The 19,273-nt window shown below is 59.9% G+C and carries 18 protein-coding genes; 10 read left to right on the forward strand and 8 right to left on the reverse strand.

The window, feature by feature from the left end; all coding sequences use genetic code 11:
* Positions 1-436 precede the first annotated feature (436 nt).
* Complete coding sequence (gene ettA, locus AO268_RS00010) at positions 437-2,101, forward strand: energy-dependent translational throttle protein EttA (RefSeq protein WP_029292090.1); 1,665 nt, start codon at positions 437-439, stop codon at positions 2,099-2,101.
* 347 nt (positions 2,102-2,448) lie between these two features.
* The gene (gdhA, locus tag AO268_RS00015; RefSeq protein ID WP_076963568.1) at positions 2,449-3,786 is read left to right on the forward strand and encodes an NADP-specific glutamate dehydrogenase; all 1,338 of its coding nucleotides are present in this window, start codon (positions 2,449-2,451) and stop codon (positions 3,784-3,786) included.
* A gap of 143 nt (positions 3,787-3,929) precedes the next feature.
* Here the strand turns inward: gdhA and AO268_RS00020 are convergent, their stop codons facing one another.
* From AO268_RS00020 to AO268_RS00035, 4 genes are all read right to left on the reverse strand, one after another.
* A complete protein-coding gene (locus tag AO268_RS00020; protein ID WP_099167489.1) occupies positions 3,930-4,286 on the reverse strand; it encodes a hypothetical protein in 357 nt (118 codons plus the stop codon).
* Between the two features lie 120 nt (positions 4,287-4,406).
* Positions 4,407-4,709 (reverse strand): chorismate mutase, encoded by a 303-nt coding sequence (locus AO268_RS00025; RefSeq protein ID WP_099167492.1) that lies wholly within the window; start codon positions 4,707-4,709, stop codon positions 4,407-4,409.
* A 145-nt stretch (positions 4,710-4,854) separates the two neighbouring features.
* Positions 4,855-6,708: an Lnb N-terminal periplasmic domain-containing protein gene (locus AO268_RS00030; RefSeq protein ID WP_099167495.1), complete on the reverse strand. Its 1,854-nt coding sequence runs from the start codon at positions 6,706-6,708 to the stop codon at positions 4,855-4,857.
* A 95-nt stretch (positions 6,709-6,803) separates the two neighbouring features.
* Positions 6,804-7,292 (reverse strand): DUF3015 domain-containing protein, encoded by a 489-nt coding sequence (locus AO268_RS00035; protein ID WP_029292080.1) that lies wholly within the window; start codon positions 7,290-7,292, stop codon positions 6,804-6,806.
* Positions 7,293-7,558: 266 nt separating this feature from the next.
* On the opposite strand from AO268_RS00035, the gene AO268_RS00040 reads away from it, so the two are divergent.
* Both AO268_RS00040 and AO268_RS00045 read left to right on the forward strand, forming a co-directional pair.
* Positions 7,559-9,997: a Lon protease family protein gene (locus AO268_RS00040; protein WP_076963573.1), complete on the forward strand. Its 2,439-nt coding sequence runs from the start codon at positions 7,559-7,561 to the stop codon at positions 9,995-9,997.
* Positions 9,998-10,269: 272 nt separating this feature from the next.
* Positions 10,270-10,590: a PA4575 family protein gene (locus AO268_RS00045; protein WP_076963574.1), complete on the forward strand. Its 321-nt coding sequence runs from the start codon at positions 10,270-10,272 to the stop codon at positions 10,588-10,590.
* 9 nt (positions 10,591-10,599) lie between these two features.
* Here the strand turns inward: AO268_RS00045 and AO268_RS00050 are convergent, their stop codons facing one another.
* Positions 10,600-12,420, reverse strand: coding sequence for a hypothetical protein (locus AO268_RS00050; RefSeq protein WP_099167498.1), 1,821 nt, complete (start codon positions 12,418-12,420; stop codon positions 10,600-10,602).
* A gap of 165 nt (positions 12,421-12,585) precedes the next feature.
* Here AO268_RS00050 and AO268_RS00055 point away from each other — a divergent pair, with 165 nt between their 5' ends.
* Both AO268_RS00055 and AO268_RS00060 read left to right on the forward strand, forming a co-directional pair.
* Positions 12,586-13,074, forward strand: coding sequence for a TIGR00645 family protein (locus tag AO268_RS00055; protein ID WP_057441112.1), 489 nt, complete (start codon positions 12,586-12,588; stop codon positions 13,072-13,074).
* A 147-nt stretch (positions 13,075-13,221) separates the two neighbouring features.
* Entirely contained in the window at positions 13,222-13,839 is a 618-nt protein-coding gene (locus AO268_RS00060) for an FKBP-type peptidyl-prolyl cis-trans isomerase (protein ID WP_038443496.1), read from the forward strand.
* A gap of 65 nt (positions 13,840-13,904) precedes the next feature.
* On the opposite strand, the gene AO268_RS00065 is transcribed toward AO268_RS00060, so the two are convergent.
* The 3 genes from AO268_RS00065 to AO268_RS00075 all read right to left on the reverse strand — a co-directional run bounded on the left by AO268_RS00065 (position 13,905) and on the right by AO268_RS00075 (position 15,767).
* A complete protein-coding gene (locus AO268_RS00065) occupies positions 13,905-14,162 on the reverse strand; it encodes a PA4570 family protein (RefSeq protein WP_029292069.1) in 258 nt (85 codons plus the stop codon).
* A gap of 160 nt (positions 14,163-14,322) precedes the next feature.
* Entirely contained in the window at positions 14,323-14,664 is a 342-nt protein-coding gene (locus tag AO268_RS00070) for a zinc ribbon domain-containing protein YjdM (RefSeq protein ID WP_032861873.1), read from the reverse strand.
* Positions 14,665-14,798: 134 nt separating this feature from the next.
* Entirely contained in the window at positions 14,799-15,767 is a 969-nt protein-coding gene (locus AO268_RS00075; RefSeq protein WP_032861875.1) for a polyprenyl synthetase family protein, read from the reverse strand.
* A gap of 239 nt (positions 15,768-16,006) precedes the next feature.
* Here AO268_RS00075 and rplU point away from each other — a divergent pair, with 239 nt between their 5' ends.
* The 4 genes from rplU to proB all read left to right on the forward strand — a co-directional run bounded on the left by rplU (position 16,007) and on the right by proB (position 19,273).
* Positions 16,007-16,321, forward strand: a complete 315-nt coding sequence (gene rplU, locus AO268_RS00080) for a 50S ribosomal protein L21 (RefSeq protein ID WP_003176051.1) — start codon at positions 16,007-16,009, stop codon at positions 16,319-16,321.
* Between the two features lie 34 nt (positions 16,322-16,355).
* Positions 16,356-16,613: a 50S ribosomal protein L27 gene (rpmA, locus tag AO268_RS00085; RefSeq protein ID WP_029292052.1), complete on the forward strand. Its 258-nt coding sequence runs from the start codon at positions 16,356-16,358 to the stop codon at positions 16,611-16,613.
* A 194-nt stretch (positions 16,614-16,807) separates the two neighbouring features.
* On the forward strand, positions 16,808-18,031 hold the full coding sequence (cgtA, locus tag AO268_RS00090; RefSeq protein WP_029292050.1) for an Obg family GTPase CgtA: 1,224 nt from the start codon (positions 16,808-16,810) through the stop codon (positions 18,029-18,031).
* A 123-nt stretch (positions 18,032-18,154) separates the two neighbouring features.
* Positions 18,155-19,273 (forward strand): glutamate 5-kinase, encoded by a 1,119-nt coding sequence (proB, locus tag AO268_RS00095; RefSeq protein WP_032861877.1) that lies wholly within the window; start codon positions 18,155-18,157, stop codon positions 19,271-19,273.

Below are 19,273 nucleotides of genomic sequence, written 5' to 3' on the forward strand. Positions count from 1 at the left end.
CTCGTCGAATTGATTGTTTTTTGATCATTTGGCGAGTTTAAAAGTTGCGCTAGGTGGTATGCCGGGGAAATACATGGCTACTTCAGACCATCCCTAGTGCAAAGCAACTGATAACCACAGAAGCTGTGCGGTTTATTGTCCGCGGCGTCAGCCAGGCATGCCCGCTGCGTCTGAGGCGCGCGCCGAACAGCACCCAGGCGCAGCCAACGGGGATCACCACCGCCGTGAATTGCATGACGAATTGCCCATTTTTTGGGCGGCGCGTTGCCGGGTATTGTGCTCTATCTGGGCTACAGCCGGAAAAAGCGCGGCTCAAAAGCGCCTGTCAATCTGCCCGCCGCCGCTGACTTAGGTTAACCTTGATCATTCGATGTGCTACGTACAGCGCCATGACGCTACGCAGGCCCTGTTCTCATCTTTTTACGAGGTCCACATTTTGGCTCAATACGTTTTCACCATGCATCGGTTGGGCAAAGTTGTTCCACCGAAGCGGGAAATCCTGAAAAACATTTCGCTGTCCTTCTTCCCGGGCGCCAAGATCGGCGTGCTCGGCCTCAACGGTTCGGGTAAGTCCACGCTGCTGAAAATCATGGCCGGCGTCGACACCGAATTTGAAGGCGAAGCCCGCCCGATGCCCGAACTGAACATCGGCTACCTGCCGCAAGAGCCGATCCTGGATCCGTCCAAGACCGTGCGTGAAGTGGTCGAGGAAGCCGTCAGCGTGATCAAGGACGCCCAGGCCCGTCTGGACGAGGTCTACGCCGCCTACGCCGAGCCGGATGCCGACTTCGACAAACTGGCCGCCGAACAGGCCAAGCTCGAAGCCATCCTGCAGGCCGGCGACGGTCACAACCTGGAGCGCCAGCTGGAAGTCGCCGCCGATGCCCTGCGCCTGCCGGCCTGGGACGCCAAGGTCGAGCACCTGTCCGGTGGTGAAAAGCGCCGCGTGGCCCTGTGCCGCTTGCTGCTGTCGGCCCCTGACATGCTGCTGCTCGACGAACCGACCAACCACCTGGACGCCGATTCCGTGGCCTGGCTGGAACACTTCCTCCATGACTTCCCGGGCACCGTGGTTGCGATCACGCACGACCGGTACTTCCTGGACAACGTCGCCGGCTGGATCCTGGAACTCGACCGTGGCGCCGGTATCCCTTACGAGGGTAACTACTCCGGTTGGCTGGAAGCCAAGTCCGACCGTCTGGCGGCCGAATCCAAGCAGCAGTCGGCCCATGAAAAGGCCATGAAGGACGAACTGGAATGGGTGCGCAAAGGCGCCAAGGCCCGCCAGTCGAAATCCAAGGCCCGCCTGCAACGCTTCGAGGAAATGCAGTCCCAGGAATTCCAGAAGCGCAGCGAGACCAACGAAATCTACATCCCGGCCGGTCCGCGCCTGGGTGACAAGGTCATCGAGTTCAAGAACGTCTGCAAGGGCTATGGCGACCGCGTGCTGATCGACAACCTGTCGTTCTCCATGCCTAAAGGCGCCATCGTCGGCGTGATCGGCGGTAACGGCGCGGGTAAATCCACGCTGTTCCGCATGCTGATGGGCAAGGAACAACCGGATTCGGGCACCATCGAAGTCGGCGAAACCGTGCAGTTGGCCTGCGTGGACCAGAGCCGGGAAGACCTCGACGGCAGCAAGACCGTGTTCCAGCAGATTTCCGACGGTTCCGACCAGATCCGTATCGGCAACTATGAAATCCCGTCGCGCACCTACGTGGGACGTTTCAACTTCAAGGGCGGCGACCAGCAGAAGTTCGTCAAGGACCTGTCCGGTGGTGAGCGCGGTCGCTTGCACCTGGCCCTGACCCTGAAAGAGGGCGGCAACGTCCTGCTGCTCGACGAACCGTCCAACGACCTTGACGTTGAAACCCTGCGTTCCCTGGAAGAAGCCCTGCTGGACTTCCCGGGCGCCGCGATTGTGATCTCTCACGACCGGTGGTTCCTTGACCGCGTGGCCACGCACATCCTGGCGTACGAAGACGACTCGCAAGCGGTGTTCTTTGAAGGCAACTACACCGAGTACGAAGCCGATCGCAAGAAGCGCCTGGGCGAAGCCGCTGCCCAGCCGCACCGGGTACGCCACAAGAAACTGGCCTGAACCGGGTTGGTTTGAAAAAAACGGAGCCTTCGGGCTCCGTTTTTTTTGGCGCAATAGAGAGGGGCCGAGGTGACTTCATCGCAGGCAAGCCAGCTCCCACATCAGATCGCGTACCTCTGCTACGACACGGTCAAATGTGGGAGCTGGCTTGCCTGCGATAGCGGTTTAACTATTGGTGCATCTCTGGCATTGAAATCCCTGTTGGAGGGCAGAAAATCAGGGTTATTTATATCTATTGCACCATTTAAATTCACAAAAGCGACATTTTGCCCTGTCACGGTGCGACATGAATTGATAAAGTCCTGGGCAAATCGCCATTAACGACAATAAATCTGCCGAGACTTTTCATGATCGAATCCGTCGAATCCTTCCTTGCCCGCCTCAAAAAACGCGACCCGGACCAGCCGGAATTCCACCAAGCCGTAGAAGAAGTCCTACGCAGCCTGTGGCCTTTTCTTGAAGCCAATCCCCACTACCTGACCTCGGGCATTCTGGAGCGTATCTGCGAGCCGGAACGGGCTATTACCTTCCGGGTATCGTGGGTCGATGACCAGGGCAAGGTCCAGGTCAATCGCGGTTTCCGTATCCAGATGAACAGCGCCATCGGCCCCTATAAAGGCGGCCTGCGCTTCCACCCATCGGTCAACCTGGGGGTGCTGAAATTCCTCGCTTTCGAGCAGACCTTCAAGAACTCCCTGACCTCGCTGCCCATGGGCGGCGGCAAGGGCGGCTCGGACTTTGACCCCAAGGGCAAGAGCGACGCCGAAGTCATGCGTTTCTGCCAGTCGTTCATGAGCGAGTTGTACCGCCATATTGGCGCGGACGTGGACGTACCGGCCGGCGATATCGGCGTGGGTGCCCGGGAAATCGGTTTCCTGTTTGGCCAGTACAAGCGCCTGAGCAACCAATTCACCTCGGTATTTACCGGCAAGGGCATGAGCTACGGCGGCAGCCTGATCCGCCCGGAAGCCACCGGTTTTGGTTGTGTGTACTTTGCCGAGGAGATGCTCAAGCGCCAGGGCCAGCGCGTCGAAGGCAAGCGTGTGGCGGTTTCCGGCTCAGGCAACGTCGCGCAATACGCGGCACGTAAGGTCATGGACCTGGGCGGCAAGGTGATTTCCCTGTCCGACTCCGAAGGCACCCTGTACTGCGAGAGCGGCTTGACCGAGGAACAATGGTCGGCCCTGTTGGAGCTGAAAAATGTGCAGCGCGGACGCATCAGCGAACTGGCCTCGCGTTTCGGCCTGGAATTCCGTGCCGGCCAGGCCCCCTGGGAACTGGTGTGCGACATCGCCCTGCCATGCGCGACCCAGAACGAACTGGACGCCGAAGCCGCCCGCACCCTGCTGCGCAACGGCTGCATCTGCGTGGCCGAAGGCGCCAACATGCCCACCACCCTGGAGGCTGTGGATATCTTTATCGAAGCGGGCATCCTGTTCGCCCCGGGCAAGGCGTCGAACGCCGGCGGCGTGGCCGTGAGTGGCCTGGAAATGTCGCAAAACGCCATGCGCCTGCTGTGGACCGCCGGTGAAGTGGACAGCAAGCTGCACAACATCATGCAGTCGATCCACCATGCCTGCGTGCACTACGGTGAAGAAAACGGCCGGGTCAACTACGTGAAAGGCGCGAACATTGCCGGTTTTGTGAAAGTGGCGGATGCGATGCTGGCGCAGGGCATTGTCTAAGGTGCGACCTGAGCGACACCGATGATCCCTTGTGGGAGCTGTCGAGCCCCAGCGAGGCTGCGATAGCGGTAGGTCAGTTACAGGTTGACTGCCTGGCCCAGCGCAATCGCAGCCTCGCTGGGGCTCGACAGCTCCCACATTCGTTACTGGCTGCGATAGGCCCGTGCCGCGTCGCGATCCTTCTCCTGCTGCCAGGCGCGTTCGCGCTCATCCCAATGGCGTTCCCTATACTCATTGCGGTCTTCGCTCTCACGCATGGCCTTGCACTGGCGAAAGCCATCTTCCCAGCCTTCGGCATAGGTACGGTCTTTCAAATAGCGCGGGACGTTTTTGCGAAACGTCCCGGTGATCACCCCGGCGGCCTGGCGCCCACTGGTGCAGCCATCGTCAAACCCGTCGGCGAAGGCCGGTGGATACCCCTTGGCCAGTAACTCATCATGGGTGGATTGGCAGCCTGAAAGCGCCATCACCACCCCCAGCATCACCGCGAACCGCCACATCTCATACTCCCTGGCCATTAAGTGGCCCCTATGGGAAGTCTAGAAGGGGATTCGTCGGGGAGATGTGAAGGCCGGGTGAGCAATTTGTTTGAACGGCAAATTTTCTGTGGCGAGCGCAGGTTATGTCGTGGGTTGCACAAGTGCAGCGTGTTCGGCCAGTTCCTGCTGGATGAAGGCGGCAATCATCGCGCGATACACCTGCTCGGTGACGTCGGGGTTGGCGCCAAGGGTTTGCGCCAAATCGCGAACCTTGCTGATGACCTGTTCGACGCGCTGGGGCGCCTTGACCCCATCGCTGTCTTTTTTAAAGCGGGCGGCCTGGGACACGAAACTGCCGCGCTCGGCCAGCAGGGCGACGATCTGGCGGTCAAGGCGGTCGATGTTTTCCCGGACGTGTTCAAGGCTGGTGCAGGTAACGGCCATGTCGTAAGAACTCCTGGATGTTAAAAATGTGGGAGCGGGCTTGCCCGCGATGGCGGTGTGTCAGTTAACACGTGTGCTAGCTGACCCTTGGTCATCGCGGGCAAGCCCGCTCCCACACTGGAATTTCAGTGGCCTTTGGGGTCGCTCAGTAGTGATACCACTTCAGCTCAAGCATCACTTCGTTCACCGGCGTCGCCAAGTGGCTGAACTCGCGCTGCGCACTCAGGCGTACACCCAGGTTACGTGACACTTCCCACTGTTGATTGAGGCTGATACTACGCCGTACCTCGCCATTGGTGAAAAAGTCGCCCTTGGCCTCCAGGCTCAGGTTGCCCAGCGGGTTTTTCCACAGCAGGCCGGTGTTGAAGCCGGCAGCGGGGGAGATGAATTCGTTGAAGTCATTGTTATGTTCCACGCGCACGGTGCCGAGGGCGAAGCCGAGCATGTCGTCGTGCAATTGCCAGGTGCCGCCGGCGCCACCGTTGACGTGGCTGACCAGGGTTTCGTCGTCATGCTTGCCCGGTACGCGCTCCAGGCCGCCGGTGACTTGCCAGGACAGCGGCTGCAATAGCTCATTGCGTGGGGTCAGGGAGCGGATGGTCGCCAGGTCCAGTTGCTGCAATTGCCAGTTGTTGCCTTCGTACTGGCGCAGTTTCATCTGCAGGATTTCGATCTGCGCGCCCAGGGGGAAGCCTTCGGCGTTGTCGTTGAGGTCGTGGTAGGCCATGCGCAGGCCGTATTCGCCGAAGGCCTTGTCGCCACGGGTGCCGATACCGGCTTGCCAGGTCCGCGATTCATGGCCGTTTTCCGGCAGGCCGGGGCGCTCGATCTGCAGGTCGGGCGCCGGGTTCTGGTTGATGGCCCGCAATAACTCGAAACTGCGCTGGGAGCGTTCGCTGTCGCGCTCCAGGCCGTTGGCGCGATAGCGGCCCAGGCGGTAGGCGGCGTCGATGATCAGGGCCTGGCGGTCTTTGCCCAGGCTTTTGAACGTCGGGTCTTGCAGTTGCTTCTGGTCATCGCTGATCTTCAGCACCCATTGCTGCTCGGCACTGTCCAGGGGCTTGGCGCGCTCCAGCAACTCGCGCTCGCGGGATGGGCGGTAGTCGATCTTTTCCACCAGGCCCGCGTCTTTCACCGCCTTTACCGTGTCGGTGGGGATGGCAGTCAGCGGGAACTGTTCGGTCAGGCGCAGGCCGGGGCGGGCCACTTGCAGCAGTTCCAGCAGGCGGTACGAGCAGTTTTCGTCGAAGAAGAAGTAGTCGAACTGGATCTGCTTGAGTTCCCACACGTGCTCGACCATGCGCTCGGTCTCGACCTGGGTCAGGTTCAGGCGGTATTCCCACAGGTCGCGGTTCTCCAGGCTGCGGTATTCCGAGAGTTTTTCCTGGTAGGGCACCAGGGCGAACAGGCCGGGATAACCGCCCATCAGGCCTTTCCAGGCGTAGAGGATGCTGTTGTCCGACCCTTCGATATAGGCACCGAAGTTGATCGCGTAGCTGAGCAGCGCAGTCTTGTTGCTTTGCACGTCAGCCTGGTCAATGCGCAGCAAGGTATGGCCGAACATCGATGACGGGCTGTTGAGATAGGCCGCCGGGAAGATCACCACCGCGCTGTGGGGCGCGACGTCCTTGAACCACTGCTTGAACTCGGCGCAGTCCACGGCGGGCAGGTCAGTCAGGTGCAACTGGTCCTTGAGCCAGCGGGTGCGGGCCGGGTACACGCATTGGGTATGTTTTTCGCCGAGGTTGGCCGGGGCGTACAGCGCATCCACGGTGGCCTTGAGCTCGTCGTCCGGGTGGTGCGCGCCGTCTTTGGCGAGGAAGAACTTCTGGTCGCTGACATAGCTGCGCCAGCCTTTGAGCTTGCCGGCTTCGTAGTGCCCCAGCGAGAGCCAGAACGGATCATTGGCCAGTTGCTGCAAACGTTGATCATCAAGGTGCGGTGCCGCAGATAGCGGGGCGCAGGCAAAGAGTGCCAGGCAGGCAAGGCGTTTGAGCATAGGGGGCAACTTAAGTCGGAATAAATAAAGACCCGGGAAAGGGGCAGGTCCAAAAAATAAAACCCGCGCCGGGTAAGGGCGCGGGCAGGTCGAGCTTAAGCCTGGGTAGCGTATTTCGCCAGGCGGGCGTCGCCCTTGAGAACAGCGATGGTGTTGGAGTGCACGTCTTCTGCGGTCACGTCAGCCTTGCTGAAGATTTGCTGGAAGTGTTCGTGAGTCACCGCGGCGAAGTGGTCGCGGTCTTCAGGAGCAACGCCCAGGACCACGGCATAGGTGGTCAGTGCTTCGCCATTGCCTTTGGCCATGTCTTCGGACAGCTCGTTCATCATGCCATTCATGGCAATCCACGATTTGCCGCCGTAAGTCAGCGCGCTGTTGGTGCTGCAACCGTTGGTGCCCGAGGTCATGCCGAAGGTGGCGTTACCGGAGGTGCCGTTGGTGGTAGAAGCCAGGAAGTGGGCTGGCGTGCCGCGCTGGCCTTCAAACAGCATGTTGCCCCAACCGCAGTTCGGGCCACCTGGCGCTTCGGCCATTGCATTGAGGGAGACAACGGTGAAGAGAGTACCGAGAAGGATCCGTTTCATAGCTTTGTTCTCTTAGTGTGCAAACCAATGGACAAGGGTTCAGGCGCCTCAAGACGCCCTAGGGGCCAGTTATTTAGTCCAACCCGCGCAGTTTGGAGTTTAGGCATGTTCCAAGGGTTCCGTGGTTTTTTGTAAAACAATCAGTGCAGACTGGTTTTTTTGCAGGCGCCATCCCGTGTCTATGCTTTACCTCAGTCGTGCCTTGCCAGCCGGCTACGCACGGCGCCAGAATGCCGCCATTGCCCCGCCTGATGTAAGGAAGCCCGATGCCTGATCCTGTTGCTGCCAGCTTGCGTCTAGCGCCCGAAGCGCTGACCCGCCCTTTCTCCGCTGAACAGTTCAGCTTCTCGACCACCAATGATTTGGAGCCCTTTCGCGGTGTGCTTGGCCAGGAACGCGCGGTTGAAGCCTTGCAGTTCGGTGTGGCCATGCCACGCCCCGGTTACAACGTGTTTGTCATGGGCGAGCCCGGTACCGGCCGCTTTTCGTTCGTCAAACGCTACCTCAAGGCCGAAGGCAAACGCCTGCAGACCCCGGCAGACTGGGTCTATGTCAATAATTTCGATGAGCCGCGCGAGCCCCGCGCCCTGGAGTTGCCAGCGGGCGGCGCGGCGCCCTTTATCGCCGATATCAGCGGCCTGATCGACAACCTGGTCGCCACCTTCCCGGCGGTGTTCGAGCACCCGACGTACCAGCAACGCAAAAGTGCGATCGACCGCGCCTTCAACCAGCGCTACGACCGCGCCCTGGATGTGATCGAGCGCCTGGCCCTGGAAAAGGACGTGGCGCTGTACCGCGACAGCACCAACATCGCCTTTACCCCGATGCTCGATGGCAAGGCCCTGGACGAGGCCGAGTTCTCGCAGTTGCCGGAAGTCGACCGCGAGCGTTTCCACACGGATATTTCCGAGCTCGAAGAGCGCCTCAACGAAGAACTCGCCAGCCTGCCGCAGTGGAAGCGCGAGTCCAACAACCAGATGCGCCAGTTCAACGAAGAGACCATCACCCTGGCCTTGCAGCCGTTGTTGGCGCCGTTGTCCGAGAAGTACGCCGAGAACGCCGGCGTCTGCGGCTACCTGCAGGCGATGCAGGTCTATCTGCTCAAGACCGTGGTCGAGCTGCTGGTGGATGACGCGAAAACCGACGCCCAGGCGCGCAAGTTGCTCGAGGAGCAATACTGCCCGAGCCTGGTGGTGGGCCATCCGCTCAATGGCGGCGCACCGGTGGTGTTCGAGCCGCACCCGACCTACGACAACCTGTTTGGCCGGATCGAGTACAGCACCGACCAGGGCGCGCTCTACACCACGTACCGGCAACTGCGCCCGGGGGCGTTGCACCGTGCCAACGGCGGTTTCCTGATCCTCGAAGCCGAGAAAATGCTCAGCGAGCCGTTTGTCTGGGACGCGCTCAAGCGGGCCCTGCAATCGCGCAAGCTGAAGATGGAGTCGCCCCTGGGCGAGCTGGGCCGCCTGGCTACCGTGACCCTCAACCCGCAAGTGATCCCGTTGCAGGTCAAGGTCATCATCATTGGCGCCCGTTCGCTGTACTACACCCTGCAAGACCTGGATCCGGACTTCCAGGAGATGTTCCGGGTGCTGGTGGATTTCGATGAAGACATCCCGATGGTCGATGAAAGCCTGGAACAGTTCGCCCAGTTGCTGAAAACCCGGACCTCGGAAGAGGGCATGGCACCGCTGACCTCCGATGCGGTGGCGCGCCTGGCGACCTACAGCGCACGGCTGGCGGAACACCAGGGGCGTTTGTCGGCGCGGATCGGCGACCTGTTCCAGCTGGTCAGCGAGGCGGATTTCATTCGTCACCTGGCGGGTGATGAGCGCACCGATGCCGGGCATATCGAGCGCGCGCTGAAGGCCAAGGCTACCCGTACCGGGCGGGTTTCGGCGCGGATCCTCGACGACATGCTCGCCGGGGTCATCCTGATCGACACCGCCGGCGCGGCCGTGGGCAAGTGCAACGGGCTGACGGTGCTGGAGGTCGGTGATTCGGCATTCGGCGTGCCGGCGCGGATTTCGGCCACGGTGTACCCGGGCGGCAGCGGCATTGTCGATATCGAACGTGAGGTCAACCTCGGCCAGCCGATCCACTCCAAGGGCGTGATGATCCTGACCGGTTACCTGGGCAGCCGCTATGCCCAGGAGTTCCCCCTGGCGATCTCCGCGAGCATTGCCCTGGAGCAATCCTACGGGTACGTCGACGGCGACAGCGCCTCGTTGGGTGAGGCCTGCACGTTGATTTCGGCCTTGTCGAAGACGCCGCTCAAGCAGTGCTTTGCCATTACCGGCTCAATCAACCAGTTTGGCGAAGTGCAGGCGGTGGGTGGGGTCAACGAGAAGATCGAAGGTTTCTTCCGCCTGTGCGAGGCCCGTGGCTTGACGGGCGAGCAGGGCGCGATCATTCCCCAGGCCAACGTCGCGACGCTGATGCTTGATGAGAAGGTGTTGCAGGCCGTGCGGGCAGGGCAGTTCCATGTGTATGCCGTGCGCCAGGCCGACGAGGCCTTGAGCCTGTTGGTGGGGGAACCGGCCGGTGAACCGGATGCCGAAGGGCAATTCCCCGAGGGCAGCGTCAACGCCCGCGTGGTTGAGCGCTTGCGGGCCATTGCCGAGATGATCAGCGAAGAAGACCTCAAGGAAGCGGAAAAGGAGCTGGCGCAGCAGGCGTTGGCTGAGGCCAAGCCCACCTGATACGAGCGAGCTTGCTCACGAAGATCGTCAACGATAACGCGTGCCTTCCGGATTAACGCGTTGTACTTGAGAACTTCGCGAGTAAGCTCGTTCCTACAGAAAGCGTGTCATGATTTTGACTGGGTTTTCGTGGCAAACCACCGTTGGTCTCTACAACCTTGGTTTATAGCGGTTTTCTTCTATTCTCAGAGCAAGGATATCTGTAGGAGTCATGGGATAGAGACAGCCTTGTGTCTGGAGGCTGAACACCGGATCTACCGAGGGTCGCCGCCATGCCGCGCAACCTTTGCCTCACCCGCCAGTGCCTGGGCCTGGTCACTCGAATTGAATGTTCCATTCGCCCTCTTGCGGGGGATACCGGGATGTGGACGCTGTTGTTTGCCGCCGGCATGACGGGCGAGCAGCCCTCGACCATCAAGTCCCAAGGGCCCTTTCATGGGCCGTTCGTGGCGGAAAACATGCTTGAATCCATTGTGCAAAGCCTGACCCTGCACGGCTACGAGCTGGCCGACGACCCGCAGATCTGGTGCCTGCACCTGCAGGCCCACCTGCGCCAGCTCAATGGCGGGCAGCCCCAGGCGGTTCACCTGTAGGGCCACGGTTTATTTGGTTTCAGGCTTGTCCAGTTTGACCTCAAAGCCATATTGCACGGTGTTCAACGCCGTGCGCTGATAGGTTTCAAGTACGGTCGGCTGGCCATAAAAGTAATGCACGTCAAACAGCGCGGTGCCGTATTCCGCAGCGCGGTGGCTGACCCCAAGGATTTCCTTCAGGTAATGACCACTGGCGTCCTTGGCAAAGAACCGCCAGCTGTCGGAAGGGAAGAGTGCCTGGTCGACAATCAGCGCGTTGTCCTTGATCGACAGGCCCTTGGGCAATTGTGTGGTGTTGACCGTGTTTTTTTCGATGGTGGCCAGGAACATCGGGATCGATCCCACGGCAAACGCCGGGTTTTCCGGGAATAAATTGAGATCGTAGGTGATGGTGCCGCGCCATGGCTCGATGTCAAAGGCTTCGGTAGGCAACTCGATGGGCTCGCCGCGCTTGCCTGCGTCATCGGCGGCAAAGAAGGTCAGCGGGGCGTCGCTGCTGGCGCGGGTCGAGCCGATCAGGTCGTCATTGAACGTGAAGGGATGGTCAAAGGCGATGCGGGCGGCGCTGGCATCCTCCACCGACTGGCTGATCGTGACGCTGCTTTTCAACTGGTCTTCGGAGAGGCTGGCGCTTTGAAGCCATTGCGCAGCCTGGTCGTCATACACCGTGACTGGCATGGGCAGGGCCTGTACGGTTTTTTCCAGGCTGTTTTTGTCGAAGCGCCGTATCGGCAGTTCCAGCGCCTTGCGGGTGACGGTGGCCTCGGAAAAATCCAGCACATTGACTTGCAGGTTATCGATCACCCCGTTGAAGTAGACCTTGGCGTAATGGCTGGCCTGTTTGTGTTCAAAGGCTTTCTGCTCGTCTTCCAGCTGTTTTTCAAAGGCCTCGGACCAGGTTTTCTGCTTGCGCATCTGCGCCAGTTGCTGCTCGTAGAAGGCCACCTGGGTGGCGCTCTCGTTGATCGAGCCGGAGCGTGAGAGGAACTGCCCGGTGGTGTCCCGGGCCTGGATCAGCAGCGGGTTGGGCGAGTCATCGGCCACTTGCGGCGCCAGGGCGGCGGTGTTGGTCAGTTCGATTTCGGCGTGGTTTTTCTCCAGGGCCAGCAGGGTCACCGTGACGTTTTCCTGGGTGCGCTTGTGGCCCACGTCGCTGCGGGTCAGCTCGAAGGTCAGGACTTTACGGGGGGCGATCACCTCGATCTGGCCCTTGAGCGTGACGGGCTGGGGCTGGCTCTTGTTATCCGTCTCGATGCCTTCGATAAACGGATAGGTGACAGTCAGGTCGTCCGGGTTGGTCAGGTTGGAGCTGCTGGGGCTCAGTTGGATGCCGGGGTCGGTTTCCGACCATTCCGGTTGGAATGCAATGGTCTTGTTGTTGCTCAGGGTCACCGATTGCCATTCCAGGCCATGGGGAAAGGGGAATGGGTCCGGCATATTGAAGCTGAACGGGAACACCGGTTGCAGATCGGTCAGGTAGTCCGAGTGCGAGTTCTTGCGCAGGACGAACAGCCCGTTGATGTAGGTATCCACCAGTGCTTGCGGCGTAGGGTAGTGCGCGAGCGCGGCCAGGGTGTTTTCCCCGTACTCGGTCTCGACAGGCTTGGTGTCGAGCTTGATGCGCGCACGCTCCAGCAACAGCAGCGAGCCGCCCAGCTCGGCGACGGCCTCTTTGAGGCGGGGATCCTGGATGGTGTCCAGGGACTGCTCGAACTGGGCGGTTTTTTCTTCGAGACTGGCTTGCTTGTGCTCGTCGCTGGGGGAGCAGCCGCTGGCCGCCAGCAATGCCACACACAGGCCAAGACTGGCCAAGGGAGATCGCACATCCATTATTTGAGGTTCCTGTCCGGCAGCATCGAGCCACATTGATGAACCCGACACTAGCAGAAAAATGGTCTTACAGAAGCGCTACAGGTCAGTTTTCCGGGTGGTTATGGCGCAATGTGTGTGGCTGATATACTCGCCGCCATTTCTAGTCAAGCTGTGTGAGATTCCATGGAACGCTTTATCGAAAATGCAATGTATGCCTCCCGCTGGCTGCTGGCGCCGATCTATTTCGGCTTGTCCCTCGGGCTGCTGGCGTTGGCGCTGAAATTCTTCCAGGAAGTGATCCATCTGCTGCCCAATGTCTTTGCAATGGCCGAGTCAGAGCTGATCCTGGTGCTGCTGTCGTTGATCGACATGGCGCTGGTGGGGGGCTTGCTGGTGATGGTGATGATTTCCGGCTACGAGAACTTTGTCTCGCAACTGGATATTGATGACAACAAGGAAAAGCTCAACTGGCTGGGCACCATGGATTCTTCGTCGCTGAAGATGAAAGTGGCGGCGTCCATTGTGGCGATTTCCTCGATCCACCTGCTGCGTATCTTCATGGACGCCAAGAATGTCGATCCACAGCACCTGATGTGGTACGTGATCATTCACATGACCTTCGTGATCTCTGCGTTTGCCATGGGTTACCTGGATAAACTGACCAAGCATTGATCCGCGCCTGGCGCCTGTTGGCCCGGGATTTTGGGCTGATCAAGCGTAGGGCGAGTGTGCTAGTCTGCTCGCCCTTTTAGTTTGGATGATCGGCAAGACACTGCGTTTTTGCGGGTTTTTGCGGTTGTCCTACAGCGGAGCCTTTCCATGTCCGAAGTCAATCTGTCCACCGACGAAACCCGCGTCAGCTACGGCATTGGCCGTCAGTTGGGCGACCAACTGCGCGACAACCCGCCACCGGGCGTCAGCCTGGACGCGATCCTGGCTGGCCTGACCGATGCGTTCGGCGGCAAGCCAAGCCGTGTTGACCAAGAGCAAATGGCGGCCAGCTTCAAAGTGATCCGCGACATCATGCAAGCCGAAGCCGCAGCCAAGGCTGAAGCCGCCGCCGGCGCTGGCCTGGCATTCCTGGCTGAAAACGCCAAGCGTGACGGCATCACCACCCTGGCTTCCGGCCTGCAATTTGAAGTGCTGACCGCCGGTGACGGCGCCAAGCCGACCCGTGAAGACCAGGTGCGTACCCACTACCATGGCACCCTGATCGACGGCACGGTGTTCGACAGCTCCTACGAGCGTGGTCAGCCGGCAGAATTCCCGGTTGGCGGCGTGATCGCTGGCTGGACCGAAGCCCTGCAACTGATGAATGCCGGCAGCAAATGGCGCCTGTACGTGCCGAGCGAACTGGCCTACGGCGCACAAGGCGTTGGCAGCATCCCGCCGCACAGCGTCCTGGTATTCGACGTCGAGCTGCTCGACGTTCTGTAAGACCTTCTGCTGAAATCACCTGTAGGCGCGAGCCCGCTCGCGCCTACAGGGTTGTACGTAATTGCTCATGGGTGAAACTTGCCATGCAGCTCCGTCACCGGGCGCAACGCTCGGGCATAGCAGAACAGAAACAGATTCCTCACCACCTCCTTCAAAACCCCAGGTTCACTGGAGCTCAGGCCGTTGACGTCCAGGTCGCCCTGGTCCTGCAGTTCGTTTAGCGCTTCTTCTTCCAGTACTGCGCACACTTCCCCGGTTTCCCGATGAAGGATCCGCAGGTAAGGATGTGGACGGTCCAGCCAGGCATCTATCAAATAAGTCATGGGTCGCATCTCCTTGATGGGTTTCAATGAGAATAATTCTTATTCATAGAATAGCAAGTGCCTATTGGCGGTTTCAGGTTTTTTCTGGATGGGGATTGCGTTCGATCAACGGGAGGGCGAAACGCCATCCCGCGGCGGGCGCGGGATGGAAACAGCAGATTCAGACTTTGCGCACGAACTCGGACTTGAGCTTCATCGGGCCGATACCGTCGATCTTGCAATCGATATCGTGGTCGCCATCGCACAGGCGGATATTCTTGACCTTGGTGCCGACCTTGACCACCAGCGAGGTGCCTTTGACCTTGAGGTCCTTGATCACGGTGATGGTGTCGCCGTCTTGCAGGACGTTACCGACAGAGTCTTTCTTCACGGTTTCATCGCTGGCTGCCTCGGCTTCGCCGCCGACGGACCACTCATGGGCGCATTCCGGGCAGATCAGCTGGGCGCCGTCTTCGTAGGTGTATTCGGAATTGCATTTTGGGCAGGGTGGCAACGTGCTCACTAAAGCTCCTTGAAAGTCAGGATGGCTAAAAGTCGCACATTATATAGGGTTTTGCCGGGGCAGGGGGCGATGTGGTCTCAATGTCGGCGCTGGCTTTGCCGCGGTGGAGGGCGNAAGCCAGCTCCCACAGTGGGTTAGTGAGTACGGGCGACCGCAAACTCACTCAGCTCCACCAGGGCATCCCGGTATTCGCTGGCTGGAAGGGCTTCCAGGCATTTGATGGCGCGGGCCACGTAGTCACGGGCCAGTTGTGCGGTGTAGTCGAGCGAGCCCGAGGCTTCCACGGCGGCGCGGATGCTTTCCAGGTCTTCGATACCGCCTTTCTGGATCGCCTTGCGCACCAGTGCCGCCTGTTCCGGTGTGCCTTCGCGCATGGTGTAGATCAGCGGCAGGGTCGGCTTGCCTTCGGCCAGGTCGTCACCGACGTTCTTGCCCAGGGTTTCGGCGTCGCCGCGATAATCGAGCAGGTCATCCACCAACTGGAAGGCCACGCCCAGGTGATCGCCAAAGGTGCGCAGGGCTTCGGCCTGTTCGGCGGTCGCTTCGCACAGGGCGGCGGCGCTGTGGGTCGAGGCTTCAAAGAGCATCGCGGTCTTGCCGCGAATCACTTCCATGTAGGTTTCTTCGGTAGTGCTGGCGTCACGCACCTTGGACAGTTGCAGCACTTCGCCTTCGGCGATGATGCGCGTGGCCTGGGACAGGATCTTCATCACCGGCATCGAACCCAGCTCGACCATCATTTCAAACGAGCGCGAGTACAGGAAGTCGCCCACCAGCACGCTGGGCGCGTTGCCCCACATGGCGTTGGCGGTCTCGCGGCCACGGCGCATGCCGGACATGTCGACCACGTCGTCATGCAACAAGGTGGCGGTATGCAGGAACTCGATGGTGGCGGCCAGCAGGCGCAGGTCATCGCCTTCGCGGCCCAGGGCCTTGCCACACAGCAACACTAATAAAGGACGCAGGCGTTTACCGCCGGCCGAAGTAATATAGTCACCAATTTTGGAGACCAGTGGCACTTTAGAAGTCAGCTGCTTCTTGATGATGCCGTCGACGGCGCTAAAATCGTCCGCCACCGCGCGGTAGAAAGCTTGGGGTTGCATCAGCGACAGTCGCTCCAGAAGGGTTGCGCGGCATGCTAGGACCCGCGCCCCTGGGTGTCAAGGCGCGATGGACGGCTACTTGCAAGCCTTCCACAGCTTGCGTACAATCGCGCACCCTGAACTTCCTGGGCAGCACCTGCCTTACGCAATTGCATTCGGGACGTCCATCCCATGCAGCCATGCCAGCCAATACCTCTTCTTATAAAGCGCTGGGTGAGCAGGATTATCGGAGAAATACCATGTCGTACGCAGTAATTGTTACTGGTGGCAAGCAATACAAGGTCGCCCCAGGTGAATACCTGAAGATCGAAAAACTGGAAATCGCTACCGGCGAATCCGTTACTTTTGATCGCGTTCTGTTGGTCGCCAATGGCGATGACGTGAACATCGGCGCTCCAGTTGTTGCTGGCGCTACCGTTGTGGCTGAAGTGATCTCCCAAGGTCGTCACGATAAAGTCCGCATCATCAAGTTCCGTCGTCGTAAGCACCACATGAAGCGTATGGGCCACCGCCAGTGGTACACCGAGATCAAAATCACCGGTATTCAGGCTTAATTTCAGCCTAATTCCTCACTAGGAGAATTGACTCATGGCACACAAAAAAGCTGGTGGTAGTACCCGTAACGGTCGCGACTCAGAAGCCAAACGCCTTGGCGTTAAGATGTATGGCGGCCAGAAAATCATTCCGGGCAACATCATCGTGCGTCAGCGCGGCACCCAATTCCACGCCGGTTACGGTGTAGGCATGGGTAAAGATCACACCCTCTTCGCGAAAATCGAAGGCGTGATCAAGTTTGAAGTAAAAGGCGCGTTCAACCGCCGTTACGTGAGCGTTGTCTCGGCTTAATTGCGAGCTCGCTGGAAAAGCCCTGTCTTGCGACGGGGCTTTTTCGTTTGTGGGGTGAGTCTCTTGCAAAGCTGTTTGTAATGGGCTCAAGCGCTGGATTTGCGGTCGTTTAATTGAGGTCGCTGCGCTCATTTTTGCAAGAGTCTTATGTCTTGGTTTCTTAAGCTCGTCCATGCGGCGAGAGGCGTTTTGTTATGAAGTTCGTTGATGAAGTTTCCATCCGAGTAAAAGCAGGCGACGGCGGTAACGGTTGCATGAGTTTCCGTCGCGAAAAGTTCATCGAAAACGGTGGTCCGAACGGCGGCGACGGGGGTGATGGCGGTTCCATCTATATGATGGCCGACGAAAACCTCAATACCCTGGTGGACTACCGTTACACCCGGCACTTCGATGCCGAGCGTGGCTCCAACGGCGGCAGCACCGACTGCACCGGTAAAAAAGGTGAGGACCTGGTACTGCGCGTACCGGTCGGCACCACGATCATCGACTCTGCGACCCAGGAAGTGATTGGCGACCTGACCAAGGCCGGCCAGAAGCTGATGGTGGTGCAGGGTGGCTGGCACGGTCTGGGTAACACCCGATTCAAGTCCAGTACCAACCGTGCGCCACGCCAGACCACACCGGGCAAGCCGGGCGAGCAGCGTGACCTGAAGCTGGAAATGAAAGTGCTGGCCGATGTGGGTCTGTTGGGTCTGCCCAACGCTGGCAAAAGTACCTTCATTCGCTCGGTGTCTGCGGCCAAGCCCAAAGTGGCGGATTATCCGTTCACCACCCTGGTGCCAAACCTGGGTGTGGTCAGTGTCGATCGCTGGAAGAGCTTTGTGGTCGCGGACATTCCGGGCCTGATCGAAGGGGCTTCCGATGGCGCGGGCCTGGGGATTCGCTTCCTCAAGCACTTGTCCCGTACCCGTTTGCTGCTGCACCTCGTCGATATGGCGCCGCTGGATGAAACCAGTGCCCCGGACGCGGCTGAAGTGATCGTCAATGAGTTGGCCAAGTTCAGCCCGTCCCTGGCTGAGCGTGACCGTTGGCTGGTGTTGAACAAGTGCGACCAGATCCTCGAAGAAGAGCATGAAGAGCGGGTCAAGGAAATCGTTGACCGCCTGCAGTGGGAAGGTCCTGTCTACGTGATCTCCGCCATTGCCAAAGAAGGCACTGAGCGCCTGACGCGCGACATCATGCGCTACCTGGAAGATCGTGCTGATCGCCTGGCTGCCGACCCGGCCTACAAGGCTGAATTGGCCGACCTCGATCAGCGCATCGAAGATGAAGCGCGCGCCCAGTTGCAGGCGCTGGATGACCAGCGTGCCCTGCGCCGCAGTGGCGTCAAGTCGGTCCATGATATCGGTGACGATGATTGGGACGAGGAAGATGTGGATGATGAAGATGGCCCGGAAATCATTTACGTGCGTGACTGATCTGTTGCGATAAACTTAAGCGCCGCTCAATCGAGCGGCGTTTTAGTATCTGGAAATCGGTAGTCACGAATAACGTTATGGGCGGCGCTGGGTCGCGTGGCCCTCAATCTAAGGTTGAAGATGATGCGGAGCAAAGTGACGGGTGCGCAACGCTGGGTCGTAAAGATCGGGAGTGCGCTGCTGACGGCGGATGGCAAGGGGCTGGATCGCGCAGCCATGAGCGTCTGGGTTGAACAGATGGTGGCCTTGCATGAGGCAGGTGTCGAGTTGGTGCTGGTGTCGTCCGGGGCGGTTGCCGCCGGGATGAGCCGCCTCGGCTGGACCGCGCGACCCAGCGCGATGCATGAGTTGCAGGCCGCTGCTGCCATTGGCCAGATGGGGTTGGTGCAGGCCTGGGAGTCCAGCTTTGCCGAGCACGGTCGCCACACGGCGCAGATTCTGCTGACCCATGATGACCTGTCCGACCGCAAGCGCTACCTCAATGCCCGCAGCACCTTGCGTGCCCTGGTCGAGCTCAAGGTGATCCCGGTGATCAACGAGAACGACACCGTGGTCACCGACGAGATCCGCTTTGGCGACAATGACACCCTGGCGGCGTTGGTGGCCAACCTGGTGGAGGCTGATCTGCTGGTGATCCTCACGGACCGCGATGGCATGTTCGACGCCGATCCGCGCAACAACCCGGATGCCCAGTTGATTTACGAAGCGCGAGCCGATGATCCGGCGCTCGATGCGGTGGCGGGCAGTGTCGGTGGTGCGCTGGGGCGTGGCGGTATGCAGACCAAGCTGCGCGCGGCGCGCCTGGCGGCCCGTTCCGGGGCTCATACCATCATCGTCGGCGGGCGCATTGAGCGTGTGTTGGATCGCCTCAAGGCCGGCGAGCGCATCGGTACGCTGCTGTCGCCTGAGCGCGGCATGCTCGCGGCGCGCAAGCAGTGGCTGGCTGGCCATTTGCAGACGCGCGGTACTTTGGTATTGGATGCTGGGGCTGTTTCTGCCTTGTCTCAGGGCAACAAGAGTTTGTTGCCGGTAGGCGTCAAGCTGGTCCAGGGCAGCTTCCGGCGCGGTGAAATGGTGGTGTGCGTGGCGCCGGACGGCCGCGAGATCGCCCGTGGCCTGGCCAACTACAGCGCCCTTGAGGCGCAGAAAATCATTGGGCAGTCGTCTGAGTCGATTGTCGGTCTGTTGGGTTATATGGCTGAGCCGGAACTGGTTCACCGCGACAACCTGATTCTGGTCTAA

It is taken from the genome of Pseudomonas sp. ICMP 8385 (genome assembly GCF_002699915.1).
Classification (GTDB): domain Bacteria; phylum Pseudomonadota; class Gammaproteobacteria; order Pseudomonadales; family Pseudomonadaceae; genus Aquipseudomonas; species Aquipseudomonas gessardii.

Coding starts and splice junctions, on each gene's coding strand:
- AO268_RS00030 (WP_099167495.1), bottom strand. CDS start 6,708: ATGCTCAAACGCCTTGCCTGCCTGGCACTCTTTGCCTGCGCCCCGCTA.
- cgtA (WP_029292050.1), top strand. CDS start 16,808: ATGAAGTTCGTTGATGAAGTTTCCATCCGAGTAAAAGCAGGCGACGGC.
- proB (WP_032861877.1), top strand. CDS start 18,155: ATGCGGAGCAAAGTGACGGGTGCGCAACGCTGGGTCGTAAAGATCGGG.
- AO268_RS00045 (WP_076963574.1), top strand. CDS start 10,270: ATGCCGCGCAACCTTTGCCTCACCCGCCAGTGCCTGGGCCTGGTCACT.
- AO268_RS00035 (WP_029292080.1), bottom strand. CDS start 7,292: ATGAAACGGATCCTTCTCGGTACTCTCTTCACCGTTGTCTCCCTCAAT.
- AO268_RS00050 (WP_099167498.1), bottom strand. CDS start 12,420: ATGGATGTGCGATCTCCCTTGGCCAGTCTTGGCCTGTGTGTGGCATTG.
- AO268_RS00075 (WP_032861875.1), bottom strand. CDS start 15,767: ATGCAACCCCAAGCTTTCTACCGCGCGGTGGCGGACGATTTTAGCGCC.
- AO268_RS00025 (WP_099167492.1), bottom strand. CDS start 4,709: ATGGCCGTTACCTGCACCAGCCTTGAACACGTCCGGGAAAACATCGAC.
- rpmA (WP_029292052.1), top strand. CDS start 16,356: ATGGCACACAAAAAAGCTGGTGGTAGTACCCGTAACGGTCGCGACTCA.
- gdhA (WP_076963568.1), top strand. CDS start 2,449: ATGATCGAATCCGTCGAATCCTTCCTTGCCCGCCTCAAAAAACGCGAC.
- AO268_RS00065 (WP_029292069.1), bottom strand. CDS start 14,162: ATGACTTATTTGATAGATGCCTGGCTGGACCGTCCACATCCTTACCTG.
- rplU (WP_003176051.1), top strand. CDS start 16,007: ATGTCGTACGCAGTAATTGTTACTGGTGGCAAGCAATACAAGGTCGCC.
- AO268_RS00055 (WP_057441112.1), top strand. CDS start 12,586: ATGGAACGCTTTATCGAAAATGCAATGTATGCCTCCCGCTGGCTGCTG.
- AO268_RS00040 (WP_076963573.1), top strand. CDS start 7,559: ATGCCTGATCCTGTTGCTGCCAGCTTGCGTCTAGCGCCCGAAGCGCTG.
- AO268_RS00060 (WP_038443496.1), top strand. CDS start 13,222: ATGTCCGAAGTCAATCTGTCCACCGACGAAACCCGCGTCAGCTACGGC.
- AO268_RS00020 (WP_099167489.1), bottom strand. CDS start 4,286: ATGTGGCGGTTCGCGGTGATGCTGGGGGTGGTGATGGCGCTTTCAGGC.